Annotated in this window: 13 protein-coding genes; 7 read left to right on the top strand and 6 right to left on the bottom strand. The window is 39.8% G+C overall.

All coding sequences use genetic code 11. The annotated features are described in order from the left end of the window. The first annotated feature begins 311 nt into the window (after window positions 1-311). Window positions 312-1,451, top strand: coding sequence for a YibE/F family protein (locus DYI25_RS18350; protein WP_213371658.1), 1,140 nt, complete (start codon window positions 312-314; stop codon window positions 1,449-1,451). Further along, window positions 1,448-2,203, top strand: coding sequence for a YibE/F family protein (locus tag DYI25_RS18345; RefSeq protein ID WP_213371656.1), 756 nt, complete (start codon window positions 1,448-1,450; stop codon window positions 2,201-2,203). The genes DYI25_RS18350 and DYI25_RS18345 overlap by 4 nt, the downstream gene beginning before the upstream one ends. Before the next feature lie 94 nt (window positions 2,204-2,297). Here the strand turns inward: DYI25_RS18345 and cysK are convergent, their stop codons facing one another. The 3 genes from cysK to DYI25_RS18330 all read right to left on the bottom strand — a co-directional run bounded on the left by cysK (window position 2,298) and on the right by DYI25_RS18330 (window position 4,984). Continuing rightward, window positions 2,298-3,215 carry a cysteine synthase A gene (cysK, locus tag DYI25_RS18340; protein ID WP_213371654.1) on the bottom strand — a complete coding sequence of 306 codons (918 nt, stop codon included), beginning with the start codon at window positions 3,213-3,215 and terminating at the stop codon, window positions 2,298-2,300. A gap of 42 nt (window positions 3,216-3,257) precedes the next feature. Then, window positions 3,258-4,487 (bottom strand): dicarboxylate/amino acid:cation symporter, encoded by a 1,230-nt coding sequence (locus DYI25_RS18335; RefSeq protein ID WP_213371652.1) that lies wholly within the window; start codon window positions 4,485-4,487, stop codon window positions 3,258-3,260. Window positions 4,488-4,765: 278 nt separating this feature from the next. Further along, a complete protein-coding gene (locus DYI25_RS18330) occupies window positions 4,766-4,984 on the bottom strand; it encodes a hypothetical protein (protein WP_213371650.1) in 219 nt (72 codons plus the stop codon). Between the two features lie 184 nt (window positions 4,985-5,168). Here DYI25_RS18330 and DYI25_RS18325 point away from each other — a divergent pair, with 184 nt between their 5' ends. Together DYI25_RS18325 and DYI25_RS18320 are read left to right on the top strand one after the other, a co-directional pair. Then, a complete protein-coding gene (locus tag DYI25_RS18325; RefSeq protein WP_249745541.1) occupies window positions 5,169-5,699 on the top strand; it encodes a GNAT family N-acetyltransferase in 531 nt (176 codons plus the stop codon). 131 nt (window positions 5,700-5,830) lie between these two features. Further along, window positions 5,831-7,060 carry an NAD(P)/FAD-dependent oxidoreductase gene (locus DYI25_RS18320; RefSeq protein ID WP_213371648.1) on the top strand — a complete coding sequence of 410 codons (1,230 nt, stop codon included), beginning with the start codon at window positions 5,831-5,833 and terminating at the stop codon, window positions 7,058-7,060. 255 nt (window positions 7,061-7,315) lie between these two features. Here the strand turns inward: DYI25_RS18320 and DYI25_RS18315 are convergent, their stop codons facing one another. The 3 genes from DYI25_RS18315 to DYI25_RS18305 form a co-directional block, all read right to left on the bottom strand. Then, window positions 7,316-8,104 carry a nitroreductase family protein gene (locus DYI25_RS18315; protein ID WP_342032548.1) on the bottom strand — a complete coding sequence of 263 codons (789 nt, stop codon included), beginning with the start codon at window positions 8,102-8,104 and terminating at the stop codon, window positions 7,316-7,318. An 88-nt stretch (window positions 8,105-8,192) separates the two neighbouring features. Then, on the bottom strand, window positions 8,193-8,624 hold the full coding sequence (locus DYI25_RS18310; RefSeq protein ID WP_213371644.1) for an acyl-CoA thioesterase: 432 nt from the start codon (window positions 8,622-8,624) through the stop codon (window positions 8,193-8,195). Between the two features lie 1,274 nt (window positions 8,625-9,898). Next, entirely contained in the window at window positions 9,899-10,612 is a 714-nt protein-coding gene (locus DYI25_RS18305; RefSeq protein WP_213371642.1) for a toast rack family protein, read from the bottom strand. A gap of 300 nt (window positions 10,613-10,912) precedes the next feature. Here DYI25_RS18305 and DYI25_RS18300 point away from each other — a divergent pair, with 300 nt between their 5' ends. From DYI25_RS18300 to DYI25_RS18290, 3 genes are all read left to right on the top strand, one after another. Next, a complete protein-coding gene (locus DYI25_RS18300) occupies window positions 10,913-11,422 on the top strand; it encodes a ferritin (RefSeq protein ID WP_213371640.1) in 510 nt (169 codons plus the stop codon). A 305-nt stretch (window positions 11,423-11,727) separates the two neighbouring features. Further along, window positions 11,728-12,495 carry an SDR family NAD(P)-dependent oxidoreductase gene (locus DYI25_RS18295; RefSeq protein WP_213371638.1) on the top strand — a complete coding sequence of 256 codons (768 nt, stop codon included), beginning with the start codon at window positions 11,728-11,730 and terminating at the stop codon, window positions 12,493-12,495. Window positions 12,496-12,540: 45 nt separating this feature from the next. Then, window positions 12,541-12,843: an ArsR/SmtB family transcription factor gene (locus tag DYI25_RS18290; RefSeq protein ID WP_213371636.1), complete on the top strand. Its 303-nt coding sequence runs from the start codon at window positions 12,541-12,543 to the stop codon at window positions 12,841-12,843. Window positions 12,844-14,396 lie beyond the last annotated feature (1,553 nt).

Raw genomic sequence — 14,396 nt, 5'->3', positions numbered from 1 at the left:
CTCTTCTTACTAAAGTTACATTACATATGAAAACCTGGAGTGGACCCCTGTTCTATTTGACTTGCCAAAATCATTATTGTTAAGATTACTTTGACTATCCACCCCATTGTTGGGTGAGGAGACTTGCTGCTGGAACTGTCCATAGAAGCGGACTAGACTGTTAACAAATGAACTGTCATTGTATCTGGAGAGACCGTTATCTATCACGGTTGAAAAGAGTCTATTTGTTTCAAGAATTTTGATGTACATCTTCAATCAACGAAGGTGTTTTTTATTTTGGAGTCTAATTTAACCCACACTGGAGGTTTAACTTGAACTTGTTTAAGCATCTACTTAATAAGTTGTCTTTCAAGAAAATCCTTTTTCTATCCCTGTTTCTCCTTTTTATTGTGGCGACAATTGTGTTTGTACATAATAATCATTTCCTGTATGAACGTACAATCGTGAAGGTGCTAGATACAGAACTGGTCGACAAAATGGAAGTGGAAAATCCGCTCGGCAATAAAGATCATCTATTCACACAGCGCTTAATCGCAAAAATAAAAAATGGCGAAGAAGAGGGCGAGCTCATTTACCTAGTGAATGAATTCTCTACATCTAAAGCGTACGATCATGAATTCGTTGCCGGGGACGAACTATTCGTGGACATTGATCCTAAATTAGAGGATAAAGGGGAATTACAGGGTACTATCAAAGACGTGAAACGCGATAAATACCTTTTGTATGTGGCATGGGTGTTTGTCCTTGTGCTGTTGATTGTCGGAAGAAAACAGGGCCTGTTCTCGATTATCAGTTTGGTCATCAATGCCCTTCTGCTTTCCTATGCTTTGGATATTTATCTGAATAACCCAGACTGGAGCCTGTTGCTGATCTGCAGCATTGGTGTTGTCATATTTACCGTGCTTTCGTTATTGCTCGTTAATGGCCTGAATGAAAAAACCTATGCTGCTATCATCGCAACCCTCCTGGGGACTTTTGCATCCCTGCTTATAGTCTGGCTGGTCCTATGGGGAACCTCAGAAAAAGGCCTTCGATACGAAGAGCTTCAGTTTATTACCCGTCCTTACCACATGGTGTTTCTTGCGGGTTTGTTCCTTGGTTCCCTTGGAGCTGTCATGGATGTTGCCATTACGATGTCTTCTTCTATTTTCAATATGTTTGAAAAGAACAACAACATACCTGTTAAGGCACTGATCAAATCCGGAATGGAAATTGGCAAAGATATCATGGGAACGATGACGAATATTTTGTTCTTTGTCTATATCAGCGGTTCGATTCCTATCCTGATTCTTTATTTTAAAAATGGTTCTCCATTAGGCTTTGCCCTTTCCATGAACCTTTCGCTTGAAATGGCCCGGGCATTGGCAGGCGGGATTGGAATTGTTTTGACCATCCCAATTGGTCTCTATGTGACGATCTTTTTTATTAATAGAAAGAAGGCTAGATTATGAACGCACTTGTGGTGTTAGCTGCCATCTTATTTGTCTTGATGACCTTAATTGGAAGAGGTAAAGGCGTCAGATCTTATTTAGCGATCTTCTTCAATTTTAGCGTGATTTTCATTGCCGTCATTTTTATGAACGACCCAAACGCTAATCCGATTATTATTACTTTAGTCGCTTGTATTTTCATCGGCCTCATTAATCTCTTTTACATTAATGAAGTGAACAAGACAACAAAAACTGCCTTTATCTCGACGGTGATTTCTACGATTGTTTTGCTTATGTTTATTTTTATCGTAGCAGATAAGGCTAGAATCCAGGGCTTTGGTGAAGAAGAAATCCAGGAGCTTGGCATGTTCTCGCTTCATATTGGGGTAGATTTCGTTAAAATTGCCGTATCTGTCATCATCATGAGCACGATCGGGGCAATAACGGACGCTGCTATTGCTATTTCCTCCCCCATGCGTGAGATCCATTACCATAATCCGCACATCAGCAGACAAGAATTGTTTAAATCCGGGTTAAGCATCGGTAAGGATATCTTAGGGACCAGCACCAACACCTTATTCTTCGCCTTCTTCGGAAGTTACCTGGCCCTGCTGATCTGGTTCAAAGACTTGTCCTATTCAGCAGGAGAGATCATAAATTCAAAGATCTTTAGCGCTGAAATGATCACTATCCTTTGTGCCGGAATCGGAGTAACCCTTGTGATTCCAATTACATCCTGGGTCACCGCCTACTTTTTAGTTAACGATAAGTGATCTGCCAAGGAACGGGGCTTTTGCTTTCTAATAAAAAAGGCCACCGATCATCTCGGTGGCTGATAGGAACCCTATTTGAAGTCAAAGTATCATATTAACTATTAAATAATCCCTCTACACTTAGATACCTTTGACCTGAATCAGCAAAAATTCCAACGATGTTTTTGCCTTTATTCTCAGGTCTATTACACAGTTCCTGCATTATACTGGCCACAGCCCCGGATGATATCCCTACAAGTACGCCTTCTTTATTTGCTAATTGCCTGCACATATCAAAGGCTTCCTCTTCTTTTACCAACATGATTTCATCAATTATTTCTTTGTTAAGGGTTTCTGGCATAAATCCAGGAGCTGTACCCATGATTCTATGTGCCTTGAAAACTCCCTTAGATATGAATGGCGCATCATAAGGTTCCACAGCGACCAGCTTCATATCCGGATTCTTTTCCTTGAGGTATTTCCCTGCACCGCAGATGGTCCCTCCAGTACCCAACCCTGCAACAAGAATGTCAATTTTACCGTCAGTGTCTTCCCATAGCTCGGGACCGGTTGTCTTATAATGAGATTCAGGATTGTTCATGTTTTTATGTTGTCCTACGTAATAATAATCTTGATGTTCTTTTAATATCTCCTGAAGCTTCTTCTTCGCTCCTGCTGTTCCTTCTTCTGCTGGCGTGAGGATTAAATCGGCTCCAAAAGCTTTCATGATTTTTCTTCTTTCTACACTCTGGATTTCAGACATGACTAAAATGGCTCTGTATCCTTTTACAGACGCAATATAGGCTAATGCCATACCGGTGTTTCCACTAGTCATCTCAATGAGTGTATCTCCAGGTTTAATCTGTCCCTTTTCCTCTGCATCTTCAATAATCTTCAGTACCGGTCTATCTTTGATGCTGATGGGATTAAGGAATTCACACTTGGCAAAACAATTTGCTTGGTCTGATAGTTTTTGCAGTTTTAACAGTGGTGTCTTTCCTATCAAGTCGGCGATCGTTTCTGCATAGTTCATCTCGACACCTCCTCGTATTGTCATTGTCGTTTATAAAAAAAATTAGCTATTCAACGCGGGAGCATCTATAGGAATATCGGTCTTTCCTTTACGTCCAATAATGGAAGCCACGACAACGGATCCGACTACATTAACCGTAGTGATTCCCATATCCATGATTCGGAATATCCCAGCTAATAATCCAATAACTTCGAGTGGTAGTCCTAAAACATTTAAGAATACTGCCGTTGCAACAAAAATCCCACCTGGTATACCAGGGCTTCCTAAAGTCATTAAAACTCCCATAAACACTGCAACCAGTTGTTGTGTCAGGGTTAACTCGACCCCTGCCAGGGCTGAAACAAAGATAGCCACAACACCGAACCATAGAGCATTTCCATCCATATTCATCGAGGCACCAACTGGAATTGTTAAGCCTACCACATTTTTTGATAAGTGAAGATCCTCTTCACAAGTCCTAATAGATACAGGCATCGTCGCTTTTGAGCTACACGTTGTAGCGCTTGTAATCCAAACGGACTTAATTTTCTTAAACATAATGAATGGATTCTTTCTTGTAAATAAATAATACAAGACAAAATATACAACTAAAACTTGCACAAACAGTCCCAGATAGATTGTCCCAATAAATTTAGTTAATGGACCAATAATTGAGGTCCCATATTTTCCGGCCGTCACAGCCATTAACGCAAATACCCCGTATGGAGAAAACTCGAGGACGATGTTGAGAATCTTCATAACAAACCGAGAGAGTACTTGGAATATGCCAGTTATCCGTTCACGATCGTCTTTTTGCAACAAGAGAATGGCAATTCCAGAAAAAATAGCAAAGACAATCACTTGCAGCATATTTGCTTCTGCCATTGCCTGTAGAATATTTTGGGGGAACATATTAATTAAGACGCTTTGAATTGTCGGCGCTTCCGCTACCGCATCAACTGGTGGTAAATCATTTAGAAGAAGGCCTTTTCCAGGATTTATAGTCCGCCCAACGATTACTCCGATTACTGAAGCTGCGAGAGTGGTTCCCATAAATAATAGAATTAATTTACTTCCAATCCGGCCTAGAACCTTTAAATCGTTCATACTTGCAATAGCTGAAACGACCGTAAAGAAAATTAATGGTACAATAGCCATTTGCAGCATTTTTAAGAATATATCTCCTATAACCGAAATCATTTCAATACGAGGTCCGATAATAAATCCAATAATTGCACCTAAAATCATACCAATCAGTGTCTTGTTAGAAAGTGACATTTTCTTCCTATTCATTTCTTCTCTCCTTTAAAATTATTGAGATTGACTTAAACCTTCCCTCCTTTCAACAATAAAATTTCTTGAAGAATTTTGATTATTAGTAATATTCTACCTATTTATAAATATTCTTTCAATTGATATTTTTAAAATATAAAATCTCGATGTGATGCCGCGGACCGATTCCTCTGTCTCTTCACGATTTATGTAATACCACAGCTGTTTCATAAAAATGGGAAATAAAAAACAATCATGAACTTAATTGCAGTAAAAGTAAAAAGCATCCCGAAGGATACTTATTTATATATTCTAAGTGGTTCAATGTTGACTTTTAATACTATGGTTCCAGGATCATGAACCATATTTATTTTGTCTACCATATACTCTTTTTTGTCTATCGTTACAGTATTACTGGCCCTCAAGGCTGCAATGTATTGCTCCCAATGCTTTACATTGGCACTTAAGAGACGTTTGTCTTTTAGATAATAATCTACTCTGTTAGAAACTTGATTCAACTCTACACCCCCTTTTGATAGAGTTTATGAACGATGTTAACTAATCATGACAAGCTGTTTATCGTTTTCACAACAACAAGAAAGGAAGCATGAGAACTGACCCATGCTTCCTTTTTATTTTGGTTATCATGAACTGTTGTTTTGATATATAATTCCATTAAAACCCTGATTAGAAAGGAAGTTGATGATGGCAATTCGTTATGAGCTTATTCCTGATGAGCAGATTACCCGCGTGAAACATCTCTGCAATGAATTGATGAGTTACCAAAAATCATTAGCCACTGTACGTCCGGAGCTCTTTAATGGCATGAGCTTTGAATCCAGAATGGTTCCTTCAGTTAAGAACGCGAAGGCGAATTATATCATTGCCGCGATGGATGGCGATGAAATTGTTGGCTACGTATATAGTAATGTTTCTCCGAAAGAAGTATATTCGAATGAATTTGCTACTTTTTTTGACATGGATTCGGTAAAAGGAAATGATGTCGGCTGCCTTTCTCAATTTTATCTCAAAGAAGGGTATCGCAGCATGGGGATCGGATCAGTTCTGTATGAAAAATCAAAGGATTGGCTTGATTCCTTTGACGACATTCATGACCAGTTTATCTATGTATCCAACGGGAATGTTGCCGCCCTGCAATTTTACAAAAGCAAAGGATTTAAGGTAAGTCATCAGATACTCGATGGATTTATTATTGTTCTTAGAAATACATAATTGAAAGCTCCCTGATCAGGGAGCTTTTTTAATGATAGGAGACACATGTCCCCATGTCCCACCTATAAAATGGTATGTCATGCCATGGCCTGGAAATACTATTGAATATCTTTATGAGATGGGGGAAACACATGAATTTAATGTCTGGTACTTATTATTGGCCTGCGACTTTTCCTTCTCCTCCCTCCTACCCACCGTTAGAGGGAAATTTGGAATGTGACGTCTTGATTGTTGGAGGGGGAAGTTCTGCTTCGCAATGCGCCTATTACCTTGCGGACTCTGGGTTAAAAGTCGCTGTCATTGAAAAAGAGAAGATTGGGAGTGGCAGCACCAGTTCGAATACTGCGCTCATTCAGTATTCCGGGGAGAAGATGTTCACGAACCTGGTCAACACCTTTGGAAATGATTATATTTCAAGACATTTGGAACTCTTGCAGGAAGCCATCAATGAAATGGAAGCAGCATCGAAGCTGGTTGATATCGACTGTGAATTTTGCCGAAGAGATTCACTTTATTCTGCAAGCTGCAGTGAGGATGTCGATGCGCTGAGAAAAGAGTACGAATTCTTAAAGCTACAAGGCATGAAAGTGGCTTTTCTCGAAAAAGAAGAGATCGAAGAGAAATATCCATTCAGCCGAGAGGCGGCCATCTATTCCTTTAATGATGGAGAGCTGAATCCTTTCAAGTTTACTCATGCGTTAATGGACTACGCGGCGAAGAAAGGAATTCAGATATACGAAAACACCGAGATGAATGGCCATCATTATGATCCTCAAACGAACCGGATGATCATTTCCACAAAAGGGGGCAGCTCCATCTCTGCAGGCCAGGTGATTTTTGCTGCAGGCTACGAAGGAATCGACATGAAAAAGGAAAAGCTTGTTTCTTTTGTCAGTACGTATACCGTCACAACAAAGCCTGTTAACGACCTATCAGCCTGGTACAACCGAACGCTTTTATGGGAAACAGCCAGGCCATATATATTTTTACGGACAACAGCCGATAACCGCATCATTATTGGCGGGCTTGATGATAATACAAATTATCCTAAAGACCGGGACAGCAAACTGATTCATAAGCGAGACAAGCTGATCGATGAGTTCAACAAGATGTTCCCTTCCATCTCTGTTGAACCTGACTATTATTTGGGCGCGTTTTACGGGGGAACAGCGGACGGTCTGCCGATTATTGGTATGTATGACGAATATCCAAACAGCTATTTCCTTTTTGCGTTTGGAGACAACGGAACAGTTTACAGCCAGATGCAAGCGAAAATCATTGCCGATGATATAATGAAAGGAAACAGCCCTGATCTGGAGTTATATTTACAGGACAGGCCGCTTTCTGCAAAAAGAAAGTGAATGAATTGACGCCTCCCCAGAGATGAGGATAGGAAGGCGTCTTTCTTGTGAATTTCATTAGACAGCCTGGACTTTTTATGCAAACCTCATTTCCGTCATGTTATAATCCATCCCGCGTAGTTTTATACAAATAAAAAACGTCTCAACCCAGTTATACCAATGGATTGAGACGTTTTTCAAAAGATCATCAAGGAGAATCTAATTTATAAAAATAATTGAGGAGAAAGTTTTTGAATAACGATAAGATCGTATTTTTTATTCATTATTCATAAAGTTTTGTCTCTCCAAGTACTTCAGCACGGTTTGTGAAAATTCGAGGTGCGATTCCTTCGTATACTTGGCTTTAGTATAGATTTGAGCAAGATTTTTCAACCCTAATTGTTCTGTCATTTCTTTAAGTTTTGGGACGGCCATGTAGCGGTTCCATCCTTTTTCATTTCGATCTTTATAAATTTCCAGAATGTCTTCATCCGAGTAATCTTCATACTGGTCGTAGTGAACAAGTCCATGCATCGGCAATCGATCACGCGGAGCAGGGTTTTCTGCGGGATACCCTAATGAATAACCAACAACGGGTACGACATTTGGCGGCAGGTTCAGCAGTTCACCAATTTGGTCACAATTTGCAAGCGTCGAGCCCATATAGCAGATGCCTAGTCCCGCATTTTCAGCTGCCAGGGCACAGTTTTGCGCTACCAGAGTCGCATCAATGGCACCGATCATAAAGCTCATGTAATTATCAAAATGTACCGGTGCATCGTTGAGTGCAAGCCATTTCCTCATTCGATTAAAATCAGCACAAAATGTTACTAGTATAGGTGCATCAACAACCATCGATTGCTCCATATGAGCAGTGTATAATTTTTCTTTAAGTTCTTTGTCTTTTGTGACGATAATCGAATAAGTTTGCATATTGCCACTTGAGGAGGCTCGAATACCCGCCTCTAAAATTTGGTCTAGCAGATCTTGACTTATTTCCCTATCTTCATATTCTCGTATCGATCTGTGCCCGTGTATAACATCACTCAATTCCAAAACAATCACTCCTAAAAATCTGATATAGATAAAGGGACCGTTCCACTGTCTCAAACACTGAAACCGTCCCTGCGTTTCGATCATTGGTTATATAGTTTTATTGAATTTCAACTAAATATTGCTTTAATCGCTCTTTTGTTTCAGGTGAAAGTGGCGCAGATTTTCTAGTGTGGTCGTCCATTTGCACGATGACGGTATCTGCCACTGCAGCAAGTTTTCCATTTTGATAGATTCCTTGAAATAAAGACAAGGAACTGTTGCCAATTCTTGTAATGGCACTGCCGATCTCAACTGTCCCAGGCCATCGTATTTCAGAAAGTAAATCCAGCTTTTGACTCGCTATTACAAATGAAGCATCTTCTGCATGCAGTGGCTCGTTTGCATAGAGAAGCTCTGTTCTTCCAGTTTCCAAGAATGTTGAAAACAGTGCGTTATTCACATGCCCCTGACGATCAGTATCTGCATACCGAATCTTGTCATATGCCTTTAATGGGAAATCGTCATATTCTGGTTTCGTATGTAACATCATTAATCCTCCTAGATTTTTGCTCCTGGCGAAATATGCTGTTCGATACATTCTTCAACAAAGTAATCTATTATTCCTTCTTGAACATTCCTGCACCTTTATTCGATTTCTTGGAGAAACACAGGGACGGTTTTCGCGCTTTACGAAAATACAATTTATTACAACAATGAAATATTAGAACCTTCCCCGGCATCTCTTTATACAAAAAAACACACCGTTAACGATGTGTATCACCAAAATGTTATGGCGTTGCAGACATAGGGACTGTGCTGTTGTCACACATATGTATACAATCTGTGAAGTACTATAACTGTTCCCTCGTCCCGAAAATATTTTTTGCTTTTTACTAGAGATGATTCCAGTTAAATTAATTATTCTTCAATATGCGTTTTTCAAGAACATGACCTGATATTCCCAAAACAAGACCTAACGTTAGCCCACTAAAGACTGGACTTTCGAAAAAGTTCCAGTGTATTCCAAAGAACATACCCAAGAACAATCCTGTAAAAAAACCTAAGCTGTGTGCATATTTTTCTGGTTTGGGAACCCCTCTATTTTCGAGCTCTAAGTTGATTGTTTTGGCTCTATCGTATGCATGCCAGATATTGAAGACGTATACAGATGGATAATACAAGCCCCATCCCCAATCTATTACCTCAAATGATTGTTGCAAATCCCCAATAAATGAATAATATATGGACCAATTCAATCCGCTCATTAAGTTAACAAGAATTTCCCATAAGCCTAATGTGATTGCGATTATATAATCCCGATTATAAAATTGGCCAAAGCCAGGTAAGCACGCAGACCATTCGCTGCAGCCCAGGGAGATTTATAGACGTTCACTTTAAAATTTTTATTATTAATGTTTTTGAAATAGTTATTCATTATGGATTCAATTCCCTTTACCTTAGCTTACCCATAATATCCCACTCATCCTTTCATTTATTCTGATTGGTATAAATATAGGTTGATCATGCCTGTTTATTGATCTTTATCATCAGTGAATATTTTGAGTCCGCCGAAAATAAACAAAATCGGAATGACCACTAATACTAATCTAAGCACATGGATTTTGAGGATGAGGCTTACGATTTCAAAAGGAATGATTGTACACGTAAAAGAATTGCTGAGATAAGACAATAAAGAAAAAGCGATTTTTTTTCTTAATCAAACGTTTGATTAAAAAGGTTTGATTTCTGAATACAGAGCGACGGTTCCGCTGTCCCACCATTCTTTACGAATGATGAAACGCTGGAGTCGTCCCCCTTACCGAATTATTTTGCCGTTTTAAATGTTACTTCGCCGACACCTAAGTCTGCATCAAGATCAATCTTTACTTTTGCATCTTCGTAAGCTTCATTTACATAAACGCCGTCTCCTTTTGAAATTAAGTTTTCAAAGGTTGAAGAGCCTATGCCTTTTTGTGCGTGTACTCTCACTCCTGTATCTTTTGGAAGGATCACAGTCATCTTTCCTACTCCCGATGAAATACGGACATCAAAGCTTTCTTTCCAATCTCCTCCCAGATCCACGGTTAAATCACCAACCCCTGCGTTCACTTCAAGGTTGGAAAGTTGAATCCCGTTTAAGTCAAGATCGGTGTCTGATGCGCCTGCATTTACGACAAGTTCCACTGGAACATCCTCGTTGATTTTCAAATCCCATTCATTCTTCATCTTTCCGATTTTAAAATGATCTGGCTGAGCAATCTCTACTTTGCCCACTTTCCCTTTTAAATCATACGAGACTTCAGGTTTCATTTTTTCAGGTTCATAGATTGCGTTACCACTTACCCATTCATCAGCGCCACCCGCAACATCCATTTTCCCGGCGCCAAAATTCAAAACAACCTCAAGCTCTTTTGCCCGATCCTTCTCAACGACGATTTCATCATCACTTTCGTTATTAGCAAGAATTGTGTTATTACATCCTGACAGTATTAAAACAGCTGATAATGCTGCCAAACCAAAACCGATCACTTTTTTCATTTTATTTCGCCTCCAATTGATTATAGGTTCATGATAAGCCATTACCCATGATCAATTAACAGGCTGGGGCTTTAATTTTTAATCAGTCCTAAGACCTATACATGGAATATTAATCCACTTCACAGGAAAGAGGTTTCCTTTCTCACAAAATTAATTCCTGAAAGTGCTTCGTTTTCCACTTTACTCGTATAAACGAACCTATTGAAAATGTACTGATTTTATAAAAAACTTAATACAAGGTACGCCCATGCCCAATTTTTATACACTAAATTGTAGGATTTTTGATCAGGGGTGAGGAAATTGAATGAGGAATTGCAAAGCTTGTTTAATGATTTGATACAAGTTGAACATGTTTCGTCTACTTTATATCTTGCTATGTCTGCTTATATGGCTAAACAGAACTTTACTGGTATGGCCCATTGGTTAAGGCTGCAATCCGAGGAAGAAAGAACCCATATGCTCACATTAATTGATTTTGTCGTGGACCGGGACGGTACTGTCCAAATTAATAGTATGCCTGCACAACCAAATGAATTCGGTACCCCATTAGAGGCCTTTCAAAAAGTATTAGGGCATGAACAATTTGTTACGAATACCTATCGCCAGGCCTATAATTATGTCAATCAAATCGACCCGCAGGCAGCTATAATCATCCAGGACTTTTTAAGGGAACAAATAGATGAAGAGGCTCAGGCTAAAACAATTATTGATCGTCTCAAGCTTGCTGAGGATACCCCTTCTGCACTCTTACTATTAGATCAGGAGTTAGGCGCCCGGACAGCAGGACCGACTGCTCCCGCTGCTGGTTAATCCGGCAGCTCATACAAAACTTACTTACCGTCCAATAACAATTAATGGGTGCATTCCTCCAGCATTTACTAACCGCGTTCTTCATTCGGGACGATTCGGGAGCATAGCTGGCCTGGAATGGACCCTTTGCTCCTTTTGAAGTGCAGATGAGCATGATTTATCCCCCTCCACACTTTCCTTCCTTTATAGCACCTTTAACTTATAAAATTACTTGCAGTTTTTAATAAAATAGCTTACCATTTGTTTAAGGTTTTAAACGTTTAAACTTTTAAACTTATAAACATAACGAAATAGGAGGATTCAACATGAATAAAACTGCTTTAATCACTGGAGCAACTAGCGGGTTAGGATATGAATTTGCAGGATTGTTTGCGGAAGATGGGTATGATTTGGTGCTAGTCGCCCGAAATAAGACCAAAATGGAGGAAATTCAAAATCAATATCCTAACTTAAACGTTACTGTGATCACGAAGGATTTAAGCGAGCCCGACGCAGCCAAAGAAGTGTATGAAGAAGTAAAAGCAGCGGGAATCACAATCGATACTTTAGTGAATAATGCCGGGTTTGGACTGATGGGAAAATTTGAAGAGCTAGATATTTTGAAACAATCGGAAATGATTCGATTGAATATAACCGCACTTACTGAGTTAACTCATTATTTTCTGCCTGACCTTAAGGGAAACACACATAAAGCAAGGATTCTCAATGTTGCCAGTACTGCTGCATTCCAGCCAGGACCTTTGATGGCCGTTTACTACGCGACAAAAGCCTATGTTTTGTCCTTATCCGAAGCTCTGGCAGAAGAGCTGGCAGGCACAAACGTTACAGTTACTACGCTGTGCCCTGGAGCGACAAAGACCAATTTTGCGGCCATTGCAAATGTAGAGAATACAAAGATGTTCAGCGGAGCCATGTCATCAGAGGAAGTCGCAAAACAAGGTTATCAGGCGTTAATGGCAGGAAAGCGTGTCGTCATTACCGGAAGCGTGAACAAAATTGGAGCCTACACAGCGAAGTTCCTGCCTAGAAGCCTTGCAGCAAAAATAGCCAAATATGTTGCGAAAGAAGCTTAACTGCGATTTAATAAAAGATAATGAATCAACAAAGGAGAGCATCCAATGGGGGAACAAGCAATCGAAGTATTCCGTTCGTGTATACCGCTTTTCACGGCATTAAGTGACCCTGCAAGACAAGATATCATTCTATTATTAGCTGAACATGAACGCTTAAGTGTAAACGAAATCACAGAGCATTCAAGCCTTTCGAGGCCAGCAATATCCCATCATTTAAAAATTCTTCGCGAACATAACCTGGTGGGAATGGAACAAAAGGGCACACAGCGGTATTATTCACTCTCCCTGGACCACTCGGTAGAATTATTAAAAAAACTGATTCATACCGTTGAAAATGAATGTTTATAGTGTTAAATGAAGCCGGGACTCAACCCTGGCTTTTTCTTTTATACAATAAAAAGAAGACACAAAGAAGAAGAAATGAAAAGGGACATGAGAACCAACTCCCATGCCCCAACCACTTTATTCTTCTGTTTCAGTGCTTTCTTCTTCTTAGTTTTCTTCAGTTTCGGGATTTTCAGAATCTTCGCTGCTGCAGCCCGTTGCTACGAATGCTACCATGAAAGTCATAAGCCATTTCTTTAAATCTTTCATTTAGATTGTCTCCCTAAAAACTCGATTAGTTATTACAGTCCTATCGTACATTTTTCCAATCCAAAAAAATGATATTTGACAGACAAACAACAATTATTAATGTTCCCTTTATCTATTCTTTATATTTTTTACACTGGATTTGATTCCCTTTAAACCTGATTCTACTTGGGACAACTTTTGCTTGAGGGGCCGTCATTTTGTCCGAACCTAATCCTACTTTAGACAACTTTTGCTTGAATGGACGTCACTTTGTCCGAACATGATCCTACTTCGGACAACTTTTGCTCGAATTCACGTCACTTTGTCCGAACCTGATCCTACTTCAGACAACTTTCGCTCGAATGCACGTCACTTTGTCCGAACCTGATCCTACTTCGGACAACTTTTGCTTGAATGGACGTCATTTTGTCCGAACATGATCCTACTTCGGACAACTTTTGCTTGAATGGACGTCATTTTGTCCGAACATGAACTTACTTCGGACAACTTTTGCTCGAATTCACGTCATTTTGTCCGAACCTGATGCTACTTTGGACAACTTTTGCTCGAATTCACGTCACTTTGTCCGAACCTGATCCTACTTCGGACAACTTCTCCTCTATTGCACGTCACTTTGTCCGAACCTGATCCTACTTCAGACAACTTTCGCTCGAATTCACGTCATTTTGTCCGAACCTGATCCTACTTTGGACAACTTTCGCTCGAATTCACGTCATTTTGTCCGAACCTAATCCTACTTTAGACAACTTTTGCTTGAATGGACGTCACTTTGTCCGAACTTGATCCTACTTCGGACAACTTTTGCTCGAATTCACGTCACTTTGTCCGAACATGAACCTACTTCGGACAACTTTTGCTTGAATGGACGTCACTTTGTCCGAACCTGATCCTACTTCGGACAACTTTTGCTTAAATGGACGTCACTTTGTCCGAACCTGATCCTACTTCAGACAACTTTCGCTCGAATGCACGTCACTTTGTCCGAACCTGATCCTACTTCGGACAACTTTTGCTTGAATGGACGTCATTTTGTCCGAACATGAACCTATTTCGGACAACTTTTGCTCGAATGCACGTCATTTTGTCCGAACATGAACCTACTTCGGACAACTTTTGCTCGAATGCACGTCATTTTGTCCGAAAGTCTATGTAAATTCAAGTGCACAAGTATTTCCTCTTCCCCTTCTGTAATAATAAGGAACCGTCCCACCAGTAACAAAAAAAAGCATCCCGAAGGATACTCATACATAGATTATAGAGTTTATGAACATGTGTTCCAATCATGCCAAGGTGTATATGTTCACCTC

The sequence above is a fragment of the Mesobacillus boroniphilus genome (genome assembly GCF_018424685.1).
GTDB classification, from domain to species: Bacteria; Bacillota; Bacilli; order Bacillales; family Cytobacillaceae; genus Mesobacillus; species Mesobacillus boroniphilus_A.
The sequence above is the reverse complement of the archived record's forward strand: the minus strand, read 5'-3'. Positions and strand labels throughout refer to the sequence as shown.